Origin of the sequence: Dactylosporangium sp. NPDC051485, from assembly GCF_040682015.1 — a bacterium.
Lineage (GTDB): Bacteria > Actinomycetota > Actinomycetes > Mycobacteriales > Micromonosporaceae > Dactylosporangium.
In genome coordinates this window covers 1-17039 of sequence record NZ_JBFAZW010000096.1, presented here as the reverse complement: position 1 = coordinate 17039, position 17039 = coordinate 1, and the positions used below count along the sequence as shown (strand labels likewise).

19 protein-coding genes are annotated in these 17039 nt (G+C 70.6%); 10 read left to right on the top strand and 9 right to left on the bottom strand.

Annotated features, from left to right (window positions below):
• The first annotated feature begins 22 nt into the window (after positions 1–22).
• The 5 genes from AB0M46_RS38975 to AB0M46_RS38955 all read left to right on the top strand — a co-directional run bounded on the left by AB0M46_RS38975 (position 23) and on the right by AB0M46_RS38955 (position 5617).
• Positions 23–1516 carry a histidine kinase N-terminal domain-containing protein gene (locus AB0M46_RS38975; protein WP_363344712.1) on the top strand — a complete coding sequence of 498 codons (1494 nt, stop codon included), beginning with the start codon at positions 23–25 and terminating at the stop codon, positions 1514–1516.
• A gap of 392 nt (positions 1517–1908) precedes the next feature.
• Positions 1909–3600 carry a nitrite/sulfite reductase gene (locus AB0M46_RS38970; RefSeq protein ID WP_363344710.1) on the top strand — a complete coding sequence of 564 codons (1692 nt, stop codon included), beginning with the start codon at positions 1909–1911 and terminating at the stop codon, positions 3598–3600.
• Between the two features lie 234 nt (positions 3601–3834).
• Positions 3835–4551 carry a phosphoadenylyl-sulfate reductase gene (locus AB0M46_RS38965; RefSeq protein WP_363344708.1) on the top strand — a complete coding sequence of 239 codons (717 nt, stop codon included), beginning with the start codon at positions 3835–3837 and terminating at the stop codon, positions 4549–4551.
• Positions 4548–5273 carry a CbiX/SirB N-terminal domain-containing protein gene (locus AB0M46_RS38960; RefSeq protein WP_363344706.1) on the top strand — a complete coding sequence of 242 codons (726 nt, stop codon included), beginning with the start codon at positions 4548–4550 and terminating at the stop codon, positions 5271–5273. The genes AB0M46_RS38965 and AB0M46_RS38960 overlap by 4 nt, the downstream gene beginning before the upstream one ends.
• A 59-nt stretch (positions 5274–5332) precedes the next feature.
• Positions 5333–5617 carry a zf-TFIIB domain-containing protein gene (locus AB0M46_RS38955; protein WP_363344757.1) on the top strand — a complete coding sequence of 95 codons (285 nt, stop codon included), beginning with the start codon at positions 5333–5335 and terminating at the stop codon, positions 5615–5617.
• A 185-nt stretch (positions 5618–5802) separates the two neighbouring features.
• On the opposite strand, the gene AB0M46_RS38950 is transcribed toward AB0M46_RS38955, so the two are convergent.
• Both AB0M46_RS38950 and AB0M46_RS38945 read right to left on the bottom strand, forming a co-directional pair.
• On the bottom strand, positions 5803–6060 hold the full coding sequence (locus AB0M46_RS38950) for a WhiB family transcriptional regulator (RefSeq protein WP_190257048.1): 258 nt from the start codon (positions 6058–6060) through the stop codon (positions 5803–5805).
• A 378-nt stretch (positions 6061–6438) separates the two neighbouring features.
• Positions 6439–7377 carry a diacylglycerol kinase family protein gene (locus AB0M46_RS38945; RefSeq protein ID WP_363344704.1) on the bottom strand — a complete coding sequence of 313 codons (939 nt, stop codon included), beginning with the start codon at positions 7375–7377 and terminating at the stop codon, positions 6439–6441.
• Between the two features lie 86 nt (positions 7378–7463).
• On the opposite strand from AB0M46_RS38945, the gene AB0M46_RS38940 reads away from it, so the two are divergent.
• Complete coding sequence (locus tag AB0M46_RS38940; protein WP_363344702.1) at positions 7464–7829, top strand: hypothetical protein; 366 nt, start codon at positions 7464–7466, stop codon at positions 7827–7829.
• Between the two features lie 121 nt (positions 7830–7950).
• Positions 7951–8661, top strand: coding sequence for an FCD domain-containing protein (locus AB0M46_RS38935; RefSeq protein ID WP_363344700.1), 711 nt, complete (start codon positions 7951–7953; stop codon positions 8659–8661).
• Positions 8662–8739: 78 nt separating this feature from the next.
• On the opposite strand, the gene AB0M46_RS38930 is transcribed toward AB0M46_RS38935, so the two are convergent.
• The 3 genes from AB0M46_RS38930 to sodN form a co-directional block, all read right to left on the bottom strand.
• Positions 8740–9168: an ATP-binding protein gene (locus AB0M46_RS38930; protein ID WP_363344698.1), complete on the bottom strand. Its 429-nt coding sequence runs from the start codon at positions 9166–9168 to the stop codon at positions 8740–8742.
• Positions 9169–9192: 24 nt separating this feature from the next.
• On the bottom strand, positions 9193–9630 hold the full coding sequence (locus tag AB0M46_RS38925; protein ID WP_363344755.1) for a GNAT family N-acetyltransferase: 438 nt from the start codon (positions 9628–9630) through the stop codon (positions 9193–9195).
• A 150-nt stretch (positions 9631–9780) separates the two neighbouring features.
• Positions 9781–10185, bottom strand: a complete 405-nt coding sequence (gene sodN / locus AB0M46_RS38920) for a superoxide dismutase, Ni (RefSeq protein ID WP_363344696.1) — start codon at positions 10183–10185, stop codon at positions 9781–9783.
• Between the two features lie 69 nt (positions 10186–10254).
• Here sodN and AB0M46_RS38915 point away from each other — a divergent pair, with 69 nt between their 5' ends.
• The 3 genes from AB0M46_RS38915 (at position 10255) to AB0M46_RS38905 (ending at position 12854) form a co-directional block, all read left to right on the top strand.
• Complete coding sequence (locus AB0M46_RS38915; RefSeq protein WP_363344694.1) at positions 10255–10569, top strand: S24/S26 family peptidase; 315 nt, start codon at positions 10255–10257, stop codon at positions 10567–10569.
• Positions 10570–10738: 169 nt separating this feature from the next.
• A complete protein-coding gene (locus AB0M46_RS38910; RefSeq protein ID WP_363344753.1) occupies positions 10739–11857 on the top strand; it encodes an NADP-dependent malic enzyme in 1119 nt (372 codons plus the stop codon).
• A 52-nt stretch (positions 11858–11909) separates the two neighbouring features.
• Positions 11910–12854 (top strand): zinc-binding dehydrogenase, encoded by a 945-nt coding sequence (locus tag AB0M46_RS38905; protein ID WP_363344692.1) that lies wholly within the window; start codon positions 11910–11912, stop codon positions 12852–12854.
• A 26-nt stretch (positions 12855–12880) separates the two neighbouring features.
• Here AB0M46_RS38905 and AB0M46_RS38900 read toward each other — a convergent pair whose 3' ends face one another.
• The 4 genes from AB0M46_RS38900 to AB0M46_RS38885 form a co-directional block, all read right to left on the bottom strand.
• Positions 12881–13774 carry a chlorophyllase gene (locus AB0M46_RS38900; RefSeq protein ID WP_363344690.1) on the bottom strand — a complete coding sequence of 298 codons (894 nt, stop codon included), beginning with the start codon at positions 13772–13774 and terminating at the stop codon, positions 12881–12883.
• 220 nt (positions 13775–13994) lie between these two features.
• Complete coding sequence (locus AB0M46_RS38895; protein ID WP_363344688.1) at positions 13995–15044, bottom strand: chlorophyllase; 1050 nt, start codon at positions 15042–15044, stop codon at positions 13995–13997.
• A 271-nt stretch (positions 15045–15315) separates the two neighbouring features.
• Positions 15316–15495, bottom strand: a complete 180-nt coding sequence (locus AB0M46_RS38890) for a DUF6104 family protein (RefSeq protein WP_363344687.1) — start codon at positions 15493–15495, stop codon at positions 15316–15318.
• Between the two features lie 66 nt (positions 15496–15561).
• Positions 15562–17039 (bottom strand): thiamine pyrophosphate-dependent enzyme (locus AB0M46_RS38885; protein ID WP_363344685.1); only part of this gene is annotated, 1478 nt, incomplete at its 5' end.

Here is a 17039-nt window from a genome sequence, read left to right as displayed (position 1 = left end):
GGGCAACCTTAGTCTTGTGTGCGTGTCGACCCTGCGTGACCTCGTCGAGGAGCACACCAGCCTCGAGCCCGACGACATCGAGCACCTGCACCGGCTGGCCGGCGACTGGCAGATCGTGTCCGACCTCAGCTTCGCCGACCTGCTGATGTGGGTCCCGATCGAGGCGCGCGGCGAGTACGTCTGCGTCGCCCAGGTGCGCCCGACCACGGCGCCCACCGCCTACCAGGACGACCAGGTCGGCCGGATCGCCGGCGGCCCCGAGGTCGCGCACCTGGCCATCGTGCGGCAGCAGGGGCGCATCTGGCGGGAGGGTGATCCCGTCTGGTACGGCGACATGCCCGCCCGCCACGAGGCGATCCCGGTCCGCCGGCGCGGTCAGGCCAAGGTCATCGCCGTGCTCGGGCGCGACACCAACCTGAGCACCGCCCGCACGCCGGCCCAGCTGGAGCTCAACTACCTGACCACGGCCGACGACCTGGCCCAGATGATCGCCGACGGCAGCTGGCCGCCGCCGCGCCACCCGGGGGAGACCACCTCCGCGCCGCGCATCGGCGACGGGCTGGTGCGCCTCGACGCCACCGGCAAGGTCACCTACGCCAGCCCGAACGCGCAGTCGGCGTACCGGCGGCTGGGACTGGCCGCCCACCTGGTGGGCGAGAGCCTCGCCGAGATCACCGGCCGGCTGGTCGACGACCCACTCGAAGGTGCCGACGCGACCGACCGGATCCACCTGGCCCTGCACGGCGAGGCCCCGGCCCGCAAGGAGCTCGAGGCCCGGGGCGCCACCGTGCTCATGCGCGCGCTGCCGCTCATGCCGGCCGGCGTGCCGATCGGGGCGCTGGTGCTGGTGCGGGACATCACCGAGGTGCGCCGGCGGGACCGCCAGCTGATGACCAAGGACGCGACGATCCGCGAGATCCACCACCGGGTCAAGAACAACCTGCAGACCGTCGCCGCGCTGCTGCGCCTGCAGGCCCGCCGGGTGGGGGTGCCGGCGGCCCGGCACGCGCTGGAGGAGTCGGTACGCCGGGTGGCCTCCATCGCCCTGGTCCACGAGACGCTGTCCATGTCGTCCGAGTCCTCGGACGAGGCGGTCGAGTTCGACGGCATCGTCGACCGGGTCGCCGCCGCGGCCGTCGAGGTCGGCGCGACCGTCCGGGTCGTCGTGCGCCGCGAGGGCGACTTCGGGGTGCTGCCCGCCGAGATCGCCACCCCGCTGGTCATGGTCCTCAACGAGCTGCTGCAGAACGCGGTCGAGCACGCGTTCGAGCCGGTGGCCCCGGACGAGCCCGAGGTCGTCGTCTCCGTGCACCGCTTCCGCAAGCAGCTGCACGTGACCGTCGCCGACAACGGGTGCGGGCTGCCCGAGGGCTTCGACCTGGACGCCAGCGAGCGCCTGGGGCTGCAGATCGTGCGCACCCTGGCCACCGGGGAGCTGCGCGGCACGATCGAGCTGCGGCGGCGGGCCGGGGGCGGCACCGAGGCGGTCATGGTGGTACCCCTGGCGAAACGCTGAAACCAACCGGACTGTGGGACGGGACCGTAACGTGGCCGGTGGAGACGCGCATCCCTGGCCCGATATTCCTATCGGCTGGGTCTTATTTCCGTTACTGTCATGTGAAGTCGACTTGAGAGAACACTCACGCGGACGTGGCGTAAGGACCGCCCTCCGTGGAAGACTGCCCGTCATGCACGCTGCTTCTCTGCGGCTCGTAAGCCGCCGACACGTCGACTACGGTCGCGTGCGCAGCGCTATCTGTCCGGCTTACTGACCGCCGCCCGCCGAACTTTTTCCCGGGCGCGCGACTTCGCGCCGGAATCTTTATGACATCGACGTCATCCGTTATCGGGCAGACCCGACGACGGCCGGCGCTTGGTCGCGTGCTCTCAACCTGAGAGGACGCCGACATGTCGGTGAACACCGTCCGCGGACGTGGTGCGGCCGGTGGGCGCCCTCGTGGTGAAGGCCAGTGGGCCCTCGGCCACCGCGAGCCGCTCAACCCGAACGAGCGCAGCAAGAAGGACGACAACCCGCTCAACGTGCGCGCCCGGATCGAGAACATCTACGCGCACGGCGGCTTCGACTCGATCGACCCCGCCGACCTGCGCGGCCGGTTCCGCTGGTACGGGCTGTACACGCAGCGCCGCCCCGGCATCGACGGCGGGCGCACCGCCGTGCTGGAGCCGGAGGAGCTCGACGACCGCTACTTCATGCTGCGCATCCGCAGCGACGGCGGGCAGCTGTCGCTGGCCCAGCTGCGCGCGATCGCCTCGATCTCGAAGCGCTTCGCCCGCGACACCGCCGACGTCACCGACCGGCAGAATATCCAGCTGCACTGGATCGAGATCGAGAACGTGCCGACCATCTGGAAGGAGCTCGAGGCGGTCGGCCTGTCCACGATGGAGGCCTGCGGCGACAGCCCCCGGGTGATCCTCGGCAGCCCCATCGCGGGGGTGGCCGAGACCGAGGTGCTCGACCCGACCGAGGTGATCGCCGAGATCAACCGGCGCTTCATCGGCGAACCCGAGCTGTCCAACCTGCCGCGCAAGTTCAAGACCTCGATCTCGTGGCTGCCCGACACTCCGTACGAGGCCAACGACGTCTCGTTCGTCGGTGTGATCCACCCCGAGCACGGCCCCGGCTTCGACCTCTGGGTCGGCGGCGGGCTGTCCACCAACCCGATGCTCGCGGTGCGGCTCGGCGTGTGGGTGCCCCTGCACGAGGTGGCCGACGTCTGGCACGGCGTGATCAAGATCTTCCGTGACTACGGCTACCGCCGGCTGCGCAGCCGCGCCCGGCTGAAGTTCCTGGTCGCCGACTGGGGTGCGGCGCAGTTCCGGCAGATCCTGGAGAACGAGTACCTCGGCCGCAGCCTCGTCGACGGTCCGGCCCCGGAGCTGCCGGAGAAGCCGATCGACCACGTCGGCGTGTACAAGCAGTGGGACGGCAAGTTCTTCGTCGGGGCCGCCCCGATCGCCGGGCGCAGCTCCGGCACCCAGCTGGCCGGCGTGGCGGACCTGGCCGAGCGGTTCGGATCGGACCGGGTGCGGCTCACGCCGTACCAGAAGATCCTGGTCCTCGACATCGCCGAGGACGACACCGAGTCGCTGGTCGAAGGCCTCGCCAAGGTCGGCCTGGAGGCGCGCCCGTCCCCGTGGCGGCGCAGCACGATGGCCTGCACCGGCATCGAGTTCTGCAAGCTGGCGATCGTCGAGACCAAGGCCCGCGCCGCGGAGCTCATCGAGCACCTCGAGCACAAGGTCGCGGACCTCGACGCCGACATCTCGATCCACCTCAACGGCTGCCCGAACGCCTGCGCCCGCACGCAGGTCGCGGACATCGGCCTCAAGGGGATGCTGGTGCGCGACGAGCGCACCGGCGACATGGTCGAGGGCTTCCAGATCCACCTGGGCGGCGGCCTGGGGATGGCCGCGGGGCAGACGGCCGGCTTCGGCCGGAAGCTGCGCGGCCTGAAGACGACCGCCGCCGACCTGCCCGCCTACGTCGAGCGGGTCGCCAACCACTACCTGGCCGGGCGCGAGTCCGGCGAGTCCTTCGCCCGCTGGGTCATGCGCGCTCCGGAGGAGCAACTGCGATGAGCGAGCGAAGCGAGCGATCAATGACTCAGTGTGCTTTTGAGCCTCATGGCGCCCGGGAGCGAAGCGAGCGGGTGTCATGAGTGAGCGAATGGCGCCGCTGTACTGCCCGTACTGCGGTGAGGAGGACCTCCGACCACACGAGGACTCGCACGGCGCATGGGAATGCCGCAGCTGCGCCCGGGTCTTCTCGCTGAAATTCCTGGGACTGGCGGCGAACGCTTTGGAGGCGAAGCGATGAGCAGCACGACCGTTGCCCGAACTGCGCAAGAGTCCATCGACCTGGCGAAGGCAGCCTCGGCGCGGCTGGAAGGCCAGACGGCCGAGAAGATCGTGGAGTGGGCCGCCGGCGAGTTCGGCGAGCGCTTCTGTGTGACCAGCTCGTTCGCCGACGCCGTGCTCGCGCACGTGGTGTCGAAGGTGGTGCCCGGCGTGCCGGTCGTCTTCCTCGACACCGGCCTGCACTTCGCCGAGACGCTGCGGGTGCGCGAGATCGTCCAGCGCACCCTGCCGGTGACCGTCCGCTCGATCCGTCCCCGCCAGACGGTCGCCGAGCAGGACGCCGAGTTCGGGCCGCGGCTCTACGCCCGCGACCCGGACGAGTGCTGCTTCCTGCGCAAGGTCGAGCCGCTGGAGCGGGCCCTGGAGGACTACGACGCGTGGGCCGCGGGCCTGCGCCGCGACGAGTCGCCGAGCCGCGCCAACACGCCGATCGTGAGCTTCGAGCGGGCCCGCGGCAAGTTCAAGGTGTCGCCGCTGGCGCTGTGGACGCAGGCGGATGTGGACGCGTACATCTCCCGTCACAACGTGCCGGTGAACGCGCTCATGCGCCAGGGGTACGCCTCGGTCGGCTGCTGGCCGTGCACGCGGCGCACGCCCCCGGGCGGCGACCCGCGCAGTGGCCGCTGGGCGGCGTTCGACAAGACCGAGTGCGGGCTGCACACCTCGGGATGACGGCAGCGGTACTTCTCGTTGCCCACGGCTCTTCGGATCCTCGGGCGGCCGCGGCCACCCGCGCCCTGACGCGGGCGGTCGCGGCCCAGCGGCCCGGCCTGGACGTGCGCTGCGCGTTCCTTGACCACGCCGGGCCGCGCCCCGGCGAGCAGTTGTTCGCCTTCGAGCGGCTCGGCCACCGGGCGGCGGTCGTCGTGCCGCTGCTGCTGACCGCCGCGTACCACGGCCGGGTCGACCTGCCGGCCGTGCTTGACCGGGCCTACGCCGACGGCCTGACCATGGACGTGAGCACCACCGACGTGCTGGGCGCCGGCGCTCCGGCCCTGCTCCTGTCGGCCCTTCGGCGGCTGTTGCCGGCCGTGCGGTACGACGGCGTCGCGCTCGTCGCCGCGGGCACCCGCGACGACCTGGCCCGGCACTCCGTGGACGTGGCGGCGGGGGCCCTAGGGGCGTCGCTGGGCGTGCCGTGCCACGCCGCCTATGCCTCGGGGTCCCCGGTGACCGGCGCGGTCGCCGTGGAGGCCTTGCGGGCCCGCGGCTGCCGGCGGATCGCCATTTCGTCGTACTTCCTCGCGCCGGGCCGCCTGCACGACATCGCGATCGCGTCGGCGCTGTCGGCCGGCGCGCTGGCCCCGGCCGCGCCGCCCCTCGGAGGCAACCTGGACGTGGCCCGGTTGGTGATGTCCCGGATCGGCGAGTTCGGGCGCGTACGGGCCGCCTGAGGCCCTTCGCGGGCCATGCCAACCGTTACGTGGCGCGTGACGGTTACCGTTGTCGGATGATGACATGCCCGAAGTGCCGCGGGGAGATGCGCCAGTACGAGCGCAGCGGCGTCACCGTCGACCAGTGCCTGGAGTGCCGCGGGATCTTCCTCGACCGTGGCGAGCTGGAGCGGCTCATCGACGCCGAGCAGGCCTGGCACGGTAGTCGCCGGCAGTCCTTTCAGCCGCAGCCATATCAGCAGCAGTCGTATCCGCCGCCGCAAGGTGGCTATGGGCATTACGGCCATCACAAGAAACACCGGCGGCACCACCGGGAAAGCTTCTTCGGCGAGCTGTTCGACTGAAACCGAGCCGTTCGCCCGGGATCGAGCTGTGCGACTTGGGACCGCGCTGTTCGCCCGGGACCCGGCTGTGCTGTTCGATTGATCCGGGGATGTCGTTCGATTGATCCGCGGATGCAACAACGCCCCGGCCGGTCCGGCCGGGGCGTTCGCGTCTTCGTTCTCTAGAAAGGTCCTGGGCTGATAGCTCAGGCGGAGTGAGCGCGGACCCGCAGGCCGCCGCGACGCTTCATCAGGCGACGCTCGTCTTCGCTCATTCCGCCCCAGACGCCTGCATCCTGACCGGAGTCGAGCGCCCACTGCAGGCACTCGCTGGTCACGGAGCAGCGCTGGCAGACCGCCTTCGCCTGCTCAACCTGCAGCAACGCCGGTCCGGAAGTCCCAATGGGGAAGAACAGCTCCGGGTCCTCGTCGCGGCAGAGGGCATGGTGGCGCCAGTCCGACATGGCGGCAACACTCCTTGTTTTTCGCGGATCGTTGTTGATGATTCCCTATATGCAGCTCATGCGACGGTTCGGCTAGGCGGAGCCTGAAGATCCGTAACATGTGTGCGGGCAACGCTCAGTGGTCGTTTCGCTTGTGAATGCTTTCACGAACTACCGCGATGTCAAGGGGTCCAAACCAAAAAAATCCAAGTCGGTGAGCAAGCTCACGCACAGTTTGTCCGATTTTATGGCTACTGGTGACCCTGGATCGCAACAGTCAGTGACCAATGTAGTACGGCTTGGTCAACGACCGAAGGGCTTTCCGAGATGCGGTTGCGGTGTCTCTCTCGCGACTCTCCGCAACCTTTCCCCCCTTCGGTGGTTGATCGCCGGGGTGGCTCAACACACTACGCGCAGCGCCCCCGGTACGGACGCAAAATCCAACTTATCGACCTCTCCGAGGTACTCCCCGTCAACCTGGAAGGCGATCGGCTTGGCGGCGGTCAGGGTGAAACCCGGCAGATCGTGCATGCGCACGACCTGCTTGCCCCTGGGGCTGCGGCGGCTCGTCACCAGCTGCACCATGGTCCGCGCCGTGCCGCCGACCTGCAGTTCCCGCAGCCCAAGCACGTCGAGACCCGTGTCGAACGACGCGCGCGGGTTGGGATCCACCGGTCTCTCGCCGATGTATGTCCACGGTGCGGTGTTTTGCACCAGCATCCACGCTAGCCCGGTCTGCGCCGTTTCGCCCGGCAACTTGAGCGTGAGCAGCGGCACCCTGCGATCCGTCGCGGCCAGCTGGGCCATCGTGGCGCGGAAGTAGAGCAACGGCGTCGAGATCGAGCCCTTGTGCCGGGCCTGGTCGACGCGGCGCACCACCTCGGCGTCCAGGCCCAGGCCGGCGCAGAAGGTGAAGTAGCGGTCGTCGGCCCGGCCCAGCCCGATCAGCCGCTCGCGCCGGTCGCGCAGCGCCTCCAGGATCGCGCCGGTGCCCTCGGCCCAGTCGCTGGGCAGGCCGAGCGCGCGGGCGAAGACGTTGGTCGAGCCGCCGGGGACGACGGCGAGCGCCGGGCGCTGCTCGGCGCGGTCCGCGGCCGGCCCGGCGTCGAAGGTCATCAGGCCGTTGACGGCCTCGTTCACGGTGCCGTCGCCGCCCAGCGTGACGACGAGGTCGAGGCCCTCCCGGGCGGCGTCGCGGGCGAGGTCGGCGGCGTGGCCCCGGCGCTGCGTGTAGGCGACGTCGAGATCGACCTGGCTGCGCAGGGCCCTGACCAGGATGTCCCGGCCGCGTTCGGTGGTGGTCGTCGCGTTGGGGTTGACCACCAAGAGCGCTCGCATGGGCGGCACTGTACCCGCTCCCGGTCGCGATAAGGTGGTAGCCGCAAAACCCCGTGAGAAGTACCTCCACCAGGAAGGACACGCAGGTGACCACCTTGCGCTGGGCCGTTCGTCTCCTCCTCGCGGAGGGGGTCGGTCTCGCCGCGCTCACGCTGCTGTTCGTGTACCTCGACCTGACCTCCACCGCGTCCAGCGCCGGCGGTGCGGTGGGCGTGACGGCGTACCTGGGCCTCATGGCGGTGCTCTTCATCGGCATCGGGATCGCCCTGCACCGCCGCCGGCGCTGGGCCCGCGGCCCCGGGATCGTGTGCCAGATGCTGCAGATGCCGATCGGCTGGACGATGCTGCACAACGGGCAGCCGTATTTCGGCGCCGCCCTCTTCGTCCTCGGCCTGGCCGGCGCCGTCCTGCTGTTCGCGCCGTCGACCCGCATCGCGCTCGGCGTGCACTGATCGCACCGCGGGTGCGTTGACCGGTCACGCAGCGAGCCGGTTGCGCTCAATCGGACCGCGGGTGCGTTGACTGCGCATTGATCGGTCACGCAGCGAGCCGGTTGCTCTACGCTCGGATGTCGTGACGGTCGCTCCCGCCTACCAGGTTCTCGCCGAGCGCATCCGCGTCGACATCATCTCGGGCCAGCTGCGCCCGGGGGAGCGCCTGCCGACCGAGCCGCAGCTGTGCGAGCAGTCCGGGCTGAGCCGCTCGACCGTCCGCGAGGCGCTGCGCCTGCTCAGCAGCCAGCACCTGATCGTCACCACCCGCGGCGTCAACGGCGGCAGCTTCGTCGCCGAGCCCGACCCGCGCGCCCTGGGCGACACGCTGTCCGACGGCGTCGGCCGCCTGCTCGCCAGCGGCGCCGTGACCGCCGAGGACTTCCTCGAGGTGCGCCGGATGCTGGAGGTGCCGGTGGCCGGCCTGGCCGCGGCCCGCCGCGAGCCGCACCACCTGACGGAGATGGAGCGGGCGATGTTCGACCCGGACCACGACGACATCGCCCGGCGCGTCGAGGCTCACGCGGCGTTCCACCTGGCCGTGGCCGCGGCGACCGGCAACCCGCTGCTCGGCCTGGTGGTGCGGCCGCTCTACGCCATGCTGGCGGACCGCGACGCCGTGGAGCAGGCCGCGCCCCCGCACTTCTGGCAGGCGGTCGACCGGGAGCATCGGGAACTGCTCGCGGCGATCCGCGAGGGGGACGTGGCCCGGGCGATGGAGCTCGCCCGGACGCACATCGACAACGTGCACCCGGCGATGATCAGGACGGTCGGCGCTCAGCCGGGCGGATGACAGCCCGATGCCCGTCGACCGTCGCCGAGTTCAGGACAGACGGTCCTTAGCCAGATACATGGCGGCCTGGTGCCGAGGTCAGGACGGGCGGCGCTTGGTCAGGCGGATGCCGGCCTGGTGCCCGTCGACCGTCGCCGAGACCTCGTCGGCCAGCGCGCTCAGCACCTGCCAGGCGAAGGACTCCCCACCCGGCAGTCGCTCGTCCGGCGAGCCGAGCGGCACCGTCGTGTACACCGTCAGGGCGTCGGCGGTGACGGTGAAGCGGCAGGACAGCTCGACCGTGTCGCCCAGCTGCGGGGTGTCGGCGGCGACCGCCAGCAGCATCGCGCAGGCCTCGTCGACCGCGATGCGCAGGTCCTCGATCTCGTCCAGCGTGAACTGCAGGCGCGCGGCCAGGCCCGCCGTGGCCGTGCGCAGCACGCCCAGGTAGGCGGGCGATGCCGGGACGGCCAGCAGTACCACGTCGTCGCCGTCGGCGCCGGATCTTTTCGGTACGACCTGAGTCACGCGTGAACCCCCTCGGAGCCGACTCTACGACGTCAGTGCATCCGATGACGCGGCGAGTGCGGCCAGTGGCGCGCCGGACAGGCGATACGGCACCCATTCGGACTTCGCGACGGCACCCAGGGCCTCGTAGAACCCGCGGGCCGGGTTCCACTCCAGCACGCCCCAGTCCAGCCGGCGGTACCCGCGCTCGGCGCACACCTTGGCCAGCGCCGCCACCAGCGCCCTGCCCGCGCCGGTGCCGCGGGCGGCCGGGCGCACGTAGAGGTCTTCGAGGTAGATGCCGTGCGTGCCCTCCCAGGTGGAGTAGTTCAGGAACCACAGCGCCATGCCGATCGGCGCGTCCTGCACGGCGACGTGGCAGAAGACCGCGGGGGACGGGCCGAAGAGGGTGGCGGTGAGCTGCTCCGCGGTGAGGTGGCACTCGTCGCGGGCGCGCTCGAACTCGGCGAGTTCGTAGACCATGTCGACGAGCGCGGGCACGTCGCCGGGCTGGGCGGGGCGGATGCGCAAGGAGCCAACTCCAGGTGAGAACGGACGGTGAAAAACGGACGGTGAAACAAGCGACCCCCACCCCGCGGTGCGGGATGGGGGCAAGGCGAAACCGCGCGGGCGTCAGGCCTGCTTGGTCTCCCAGAAGATCTTCGCGATCTCGTCGATCTTCGCCAGGAGCTTCTCGGCGACGGCCGGGTCGGCCGAGCCCTTGGCACCGGAGGCGCCGGCGAGCTTGGTGGCCTCGTTGAAGAGCCCGTGCAGCTGCGGGTACTTTTCGAAGTGGGCGGGCTTGAAGTAGTCGGTCCACAGCACCCAAAGGTGATGCTTGACCAGCTCGGCGCGTTGTTCCTTGATGATCAGGGCGCGGGTACGGAACTCCGCGTTGTCGTTGGCCTGGTACTTCTCAGAGATTGCCTTGACGGACTCGGCCTCGATTCGGGCCTGCGCCGGGTCGTAGACACCACACGGCAGGTCGCAGTGGGCGCTCACCACAGTGCGCGGGGTGAAAAGACGCGACAGTCGCATCGAACCCTCCAGGGTGATTTGCGATGATCCTCAGTGCTGACCTTACTCTTATCCACCATCGGGGATTCCATGCACCTGCCGTGGTTTACGGCACTCGTGTCGGGGCCGTCCATGGCGCCGACACTGCGTTCCGGGGACCGCATCCTGGTGCGCCGCACGACCTGCGCGCGGCCGGGTGATCTCGTGGTCGCCGCCTTCCGCGCGCGGCCCGGGCTTCTCGTGGTCAAGCGGGTCGAGCGGGCCGACGGGGACGGCTGGTGGATCGTCGGCGACAACCCCTTCGGCAGTGATGATTCTTCGCGGTACGGCACGGCCGACGTCATCGGCCGTGTGACATTTCGCTGGTGGCCACAACCGATGCGCTTCCGGCGGGTGCCAGGCTAAGGTGATGCGGATACGGGAGACCCCCGCCGCATTCGCAGATGTATTCCGCGCTTTCACCCGCGGCGCGCGTCCTTCCTGTATTGCAAGCCGTGGCAAAGGAGCCCTCGTGCTTACGTCCGTGTCCAATTCCGTCTCCGACCCCGTGTTCGATCTGCACAGCGGCGGCAAGATGTCGGTGCAGTCGACGGTCCCGCTGTCCACGCGCGAGGACCTCTCGCGGGCCTACACCCCCGGCGTGGCCCGGGTCTGCGAGGCCATCGCCGCCGACGAATCCCTCGTGCACCGGCTCACCTGGGTCGGCAGGGCCGTCGCCGTCGTGACCGACGGCTCGGCGGTGCTCGGCCTCGGCAACATCGGCCCGCGCGCGGCGATGCCGGTGATGGAGGGCAAGGCGGTCCTCTTCAAACAGTTCGGCGGCGTCGACGCCGTGCCCATCTGCCTGGACACCCAGGACCCCGACGAGATCGTGCGGATCGTGACGGCCCTCGCGCCCTCCTTCGGCGGGATCAACCTCGAGGACATCTCCGCGCCCCGCTGCTTCGACATCGAGCGGCGGCTGGAGGAGTCGCTGCCGATCCCCGTCTTCCACGACGACCAGCACGGCACCGCCATCGTGGTGCTCGCCGCGCTGCGCAACGCCGTCAAGGTGCTCGGCCGGAGCATCGGCGACCTGCGAATCGTGGTCAGCGGCGCGGGCGCGGCCGGCGTCGCGGTGACCCGGATGCTGATCAGCGGCGGCGCCGACGCGGGCGAGATCATCGTGCTCGACTCGCGCGGCTGCCTGCACCCCGGCCGCACCGACCTCAACCCGGTCAAGGCCGCCCTCGCCGCCGAGACCAACGCCGGCGGCGTGACCGGCGACATCGCCTCCGCGCTGCGCGGCGCCGACGTGCTCATCGGCGTCTCCGGCGGCACGATCGGCGAGGCCGCGCTGGCCGGCATGGCGCCCGACGGGGCGATCTTCGCGCTGGCCAACCCGACCCCCGAGGTGCACCCGGAGATCGCCGCGCGCTACGCGAGCGTGGTCGCCACCGGCCGCAGCGACTTCCCCAACCAGATCAACAACGTGCTGGCGTTTCCCGGCATCTTCCGCGGCGCGCTGGAGTCCGGCGCGACCCGGATCAGCGACGGGATGAAGGTCGCCGCGGCGGCCGCGATCGCCGGCGTGCTCGGCGACGGCGAGCTCGCCCTCGACAGCATCGTGCCGAGCGCGCTCGACCCGCGGGTCGCGCCGGCGGTGGCGGCCGCGGTGGCCGAGGCCGCCCGCCGCGACGGCGTCATCCGGTAACTGGTTTTCAGCTCCATCCGTTCACGACCTCACGACGATTAGGGCCCCGGATATGCGTGCCGCATTCGCAACCGCGTTCAACGATGCCGACCCGCTCTCCGTGCTCGAGATCGGCGACGCCCCGGAGCCGGCGCCCCAGGACGGCTGGGTCGTGGTGGACGTGCGCGCCAGCGCGCTCAACCACCACGACCTGTGGTCGCTGCGGGGCGTCGGCCTGCGCGAAGAGCATCTGCCGATGATCCTCGGCTGCGACGCGGCCGGGATCGGGCCGGACGGCTCCGAGGTCGTCGTCTACCCCGTCGTCTACGACGGGAAGGGCGACTCCTCGATCCTGTCGGAGCAGTTCCCGGGCACGGTCGCCGAGCGCGTGGCCGTCCCGGCGTACGGCCTGGTGCCCAAGCCGGCCGAGCTCACCTTCGCCGAGGCGGCCTGCCTGCCCACGGCCTGGCTGACGGCCTACCGCATGCTCACCACGAAGGGCCGGCTGGAGGCGGACGGGTCGGTCCTCGTGCAGGGCGCGGGCGGCGGGGTGGCCACGGCGGCCGTGCTGCTCGGCACGGCGCTGGGTGCCCGGGTGTACGCCACCAGCCGCGACGCCGCCAAGCGGGAGCGGATCGCGGCGCTCGGCGCGACCGCCGTCGAGCCGGGGGCGCGCCTGCCGGAGCGGGTCGACGTGGTGATCGAGACCGTCGGCGAGGCGACCTTCGAGCACTCCATGAAGTGCACGAAGACCGGCGGGCGGATCGTGGTGTCCGGGGCGACCAGCGGGCACCTGCCGCGGGTGAACCTGCGCCGGATGTTCGCGCTGCAGCTGGAGATCCTCGGCTCCAGCATGGGCACGCCGGAGGAGCTGGCCGACCTCATGGCGCTGCTGGCCCGCACCGGCATCCGCCCGATCATCGATTCAGTGATCCCGTTCTCGGAGGCCCGCAAGGCCTTCGAGCTGCTGCACTCGGGCGACGTCTTCGGCAAGGTCGTGCTGGACCACACGCAGTAGCCACGCGCACGAGGTCACGCGCTCGTTCACAGGTGTGAGTCGAGGTCGACCGTCGGGGCGAAGTCCGCTCGGGCGGCCTCGTCGCCGTACAACTCCAGGAGCAGGAACTCCAGGGTGCTCTTGGCGACCGTCGGGTAGTCCGGCGAGTCCGGATGCAGGTACGGGTCGTTGTGGTTGCCGCCGGGGATGGTGAGCATCGCCTTGGACCACGGGACGTCGTCGTACGCCGCCTTGCCGCTGGCGTAGGAGACCAGCGGGTCGGCGTCGCCGTGCACGAAGAACAGCGCCGCCGGGGGGCCGGTGAAATCGGTGCCCACGCCCAGCCCGCTGCCGGCCAGGATCACCCCGGCCCGCAGGCGCGGGTCGCGGTTCGCCGTGAACAGCCCGATGGTCGTGATGGCGCCCGCCGAGTGCCCGGCCGCGGCCAGGCGCTTGGCGTCGATGTGGGCGCCGATCGGCCCGGCGAGCACCTGGCCGAGGACGTAGCTCGCGTCGGCCGGCTGGTTGAGCACGTCGTAGACGTCGAGCTGGGCGCCGCGGGTGGTGTTCGGGTAGGCCGGGGCGATCACCACGAACCCGGCCGCCGCCCAGGTCTTCAGCAGCGGCGCGAACTCCTCGGGCGTGCCGTTCAGGCCGTGGCTGAACAGCACGGCGGGGTAGTGGCCGGGCCGATCGGGGGTCCAGATGACCGTCCGCAGGGTTCTGCCTTCCCGGGTGTACGTCACCTGCTGCGACGACACCGACAGCCCCGGCGGCGGCAGCGCCAGCGGCGGCGGGAGCTCCACACCGGCGAGGTGCGGCAGCGCGGTGCCGAGGGAGGGCGACGGGGTGGCCTGTCGGGCGGGCGCGGGGGCGGTCGAGCAGCCGCCCGTCAGCGCGGCTGACGCGAGGACGGCGGCGATCGCGAGGCGCGGGCGCATGATCCCAACGGTACGGGCGGGGCCGCGGATCGCCGCTTCCCCGGCGGGGGCGAAATCCGACCAGGCTCCGCGCGTTACCCCGGACGGGGGAGAGTGCCACAATCCGACAATGTTCGGCCACTGTCCGGAGTGTCACCCTCGGTATTCTGTCGGCCATGTCCGATGAGCGCATCGACCCGAGTCAGAACACTCAGGCGTTCCAGGCGTGGGTGGACCACAGTCAGCCGGCGGAGCCGCCCGCCAAGTCCAGGACCTTGCTCTGGGTCGGCGTGGGCGTCGGGGTCGTCGTGGTGGCGCTCGTGCTGTTCGTCGCGCTGGGGTAGATCCCAGTCGTCTCGAAGTGCGTGAAGCCGGCGAGCGTGGCGTCGCCGGTCAGCCGCATCCGCGCCGCGTCGTCGTCGTTGAGCGCCCAGTTCAGGAAGTCCAGCAGCGTGGCCAGCACCTGCGTGTGGCCGCGCTCGGGGTCGTTCGTCCCCGCGCCGTGCTCGCCGCCCTCGATGGTCAGGAATGCCTTCGGCCAGGGGTTCTTGCCGTACGACTCCCGCCCCTGGCTGTAGGCGACCACCGGGTCCTTGTCCCCGTGGATGAACAGCATCGGCACCGGGGAGCCCTTGTATGCCGTGGTCGGCCGGCCCGCGAAGATGACGCCCACCTTGAGCCGCGGATCGCGATGGCCGGTGAACAGCCAGTCGGTGGTGGTGCCGCCCCCGGAGTGCCCGATCGCCCCGAGCCGGTCCGGATCGATGCTCGCCGCCAGCGGGTTGCTCGGCAGCAGCATCTGCGTGATCACGTACGACGCGTCGACGGCCTGGTTGGGCACGTCGGTCTTGTCGAACTTCGGCCCGTCCTTCTTGGTGAACGGGTACGCCGGCGCCACCACCACGTATCCGGACTCGGCCAGGAACTTGGTCATGCCCTCCTGCATCTGCGGGTTGCTGTAGAACCCGTGGCTCCAGACCAGCAGGGGGAACTCCCCGGGCAGCGCGGTGGCGTCGAGCTGCGTGCGCCCGTGGGTCTGCCGTGCCGACCCGCGCACCGGGTACCACACGATGCTCGGCAGCGGCCGGTCCTTGCCGCGGGAGAAGTTGAAGCGCCGGATCCCGACAGCGTGCGGGGCGCGTGCCGAGCTCGCGATGGCGGTCGCCCCGGCCGCGGTGCTGAAGGGCGGGCCGCTGTCGTTGTTGCCGGAAGCGACAACCGCGCCGCCCACGACGAGGAGGGCGGCGGTAAGGAGCGAGGCGGTTGCGGCTCGGGTGCGACGCGGGGGCACGTGAAGAATGTAAGTGCCCACCGTGGGAGGCCGTTATCGCCCGAGTGGTGACAACCGATTGGCTTGCCGGACTACACCAGGATGTCAGGGGATGACCCATTTGGACGGCACGGCTAACCTCGGAGAGATCGCCCAATTGAACTAGGGTGAGATCGGCTCGTCGAAATATCCGATTTTTCCGACATGTCCGGCCCGGCCGCCGTCATTGACGCTCGTTCACCCACGCCGCCCCGGCCCGTCGATCAACCGATGGGCCGGGGCGAGTCGTCGTTCAGTCGTCGTCCTCGTCGTCGAGGCGGGCCAGGTAGACGGCCAGGCGCTCGATCGGGGTCTCGAACTCAGGATTCTGGTCGACGAAGTCGCGCAGGCGCTCGGCCAGCCACTCCAGCGTGACCTCTTCCTCGCCGCGGCGCTGAGCCAGCTCCTCGATGCCGCGATCGGTGAAGTACATGGAACCTCCAGCGAAGACGAAGGGGCACGGCGTCGCCGCCGTGCCCCACTACAACTCAGCCAGCCGCTACGGCTTCGGCAGGGCGGCCTCGATCAGGGCCTGCTGCTCGGCGTCGTGCAGCTTGGTCGAGCCCACGGCCGGGGCGGCCGCGGCCGGGCGGGAGATGCGGCGCAGGCCGACGCCCTGCAGCTGCTCCAGCAGGTTGAGGGCGATGAAGGACCAGGCGCCCTGGTTGGCCGGCTCCTCCTGGACCCAGGCGAAGTCCTCGGCGTTCGGATACTGCGACAGCGCCGCCCGCAGCTCCTCGATCGGCATCGGGTAGAGCTGCTCGAGGCGCAGGATCGCGGTGTCGGTGATGCCGCGGTCGGTGCGCGCCTGCAGCAGGTCGTAGAAGACCTTGCCCGAGCACAGCAGGACCCGCTTCACGCCGGCCGGGTCGAGGGTCGTGCCCTTCACGCCCGGGTCGGCCATGACGGTCTGGAAGGTGTTGGTGGTGAAGTCCTCGACGGCCGACACGCACAGGCGGTGCCGGAGCAGGGACTTCGGGGTGAAGACGACCAGCGGCTTCTTCTTCGGCGACAGCGCCTGGCGGCGCAGCAGGTGGAAGTGGTTGGCCGGGGTCGTCGGCACCGCGACGCGCATGTTGTCCTCGGCGCACAGCTGCAGGTAGCGCTCCAGGCGGCCCGACGTGTGGTCCGGGCCCTGGCCCTCGTGGGAGTGCGGCAGCAGCAGGGTCACCGAGGCCAGCTGGCCCCACTTGACCTCGCCGGAGGAGATGAACTCGTCGACGATCGACTGGGCGCCGTTGACGAAGTCGCCGAACTGGGCCTCCCACATGACCAGCGCGTCCGGGTTCTCGACCGAGTAGCCGTACTCGAAGCCCATCGCGGCGAACTCGGACAGCAGCGAGTCGTAGACGAAGAACTTCGCGTTGTCCTGCATCAGCGCGTACATCGGCATGTAGTCGGCGCCCGTCTCGGCGTCGACGATGCCCGCGTGGCGCTGCACGAAGGTGCCGCGGCGGGAGTCCTGGCCGGACAGGCGCACGGTCACGCCGTCGTTGAGCAGGGCGCCGAACGCGATGACCTCGCCGAAGCCCCAGTCGATGTCGCCCTCGACGGCCATCTTGGCCCGCCGGTCCAGCAGCTGCTGCACGCGCTTGTGCGGGGTGAAGCCGTCGGGGAGCTTCACGTGCGCCTCGCCGATGGCCCGGAGCACCGACTCGTCGATCTTGGTCTCCACCACCGGCTCCACCTCGGGCTCGCGCAGCCTGGTGAGCCGCGCGGCCGGCGACGAGGAGGCGTCGCGGGTGGCCTTGAAGACCGTCTCGAGCTGCTCGTGGTAGTCCTTGAGCAGGGCCTCGGCCTCGGTGATCGGGATGTCGCCGCGACCGATGAGCTCCTCGGTGTAGATCTTGCGGACCGATCGCTTCTGGTCGATGATCGCGTACATCAGCGGGTTGGTCATCGACGGGTCGTCGCCCTCGTTGTGGCCGCGGCGGCGGTAGCAGACGAGGTCGATGACGACGTCCTTGTTGAACGCCT

Excerpts from the sequence above, each read along its gene's own strand:
- AB0M46_RS38970 (WP_363344710.1), top strand. The coding sequence starts at position 1,909 with ATGTCGGTGAACACCGTCCGCGGACGTGGTGCGGCCGGTGGGCGCCCT.
- AB0M46_RS38965 (WP_363344708.1), top strand. The coding sequence starts at position 3,835 with ATGAGCAGCACGACCGTTGCCCGAACTGCGCAAGAGTCCATCGACCTG.
- AB0M46_RS38960 (WP_363344706.1), top strand. The coding sequence starts at position 4,548 with ATGACGGCAGCGGTACTTCTCGTTGCCCACGGCTCTTCGGATCCTCGG.
- AB0M46_RS38955 (WP_363344757.1), top strand. The coding sequence starts at position 5,333 with ATGACATGCCCGAAGTGCCGCGGGGAGATGCGCCAGTACGAGCGCAGC.
- AB0M46_RS38950 (WP_190257048.1), bottom strand. The coding sequence starts at position 6,060 with ATGTCGGACTGGCGCCACCATGCCCTCTGCCGCGACGAGGACCCGGAG.
- AB0M46_RS38945 (WP_363344704.1), bottom strand. The coding sequence starts at position 7,377 with ATGCGAGCGCTCTTGGTGGTCAACCCCAACGCGACGACCACCACCGAA.
- AB0M46_RS38925 (WP_363344755.1), bottom strand. The coding sequence starts at position 9,630 with ATGGTCTACGAACTCGCCGAGTTCGAGCGCGCCCGCGACGAGTGCCAC.
- sodN (WP_363344696.1), bottom strand. The coding sequence starts at position 10,185 with ATGCGACTGTCGCGTCTTTTCACCCCGCGCACTGTGGTGAGCGCCCAC.
- AB0M46_RS38915 (WP_363344694.1), top strand. The coding sequence starts at position 10,255 with ATGCACCTGCCGTGGTTTACGGCACTCGTGTCGGGGCCGTCCATGGCG.
- AB0M46_RS38910 (WP_363344753.1), top strand. The coding sequence starts at position 10,739 with ATGTCGGTGCAGTCGACGGTCCCGCTGTCCACGCGCGAGGACCTCTCG.
- AB0M46_RS38905 (WP_363344692.1), top strand. The coding sequence starts at position 11,910 with ATGCGTGCCGCATTCGCAACCGCGTTCAACGATGCCGACCCGCTCTCC.
- AB0M46_RS38900 (WP_363344690.1), bottom strand. The coding sequence starts at position 13,774 with ATGCGCCCGCGCCTCGCGATCGCCGCCGTCCTCGCGTCAGCCGCGCTG.
- AB0M46_RS38890 (WP_363344687.1), bottom strand. The coding sequence starts at position 15,495 with ATGTACTTCACCGATCGCGGCATCGAGGAGCTGGCTCAGCGCCGCGGC.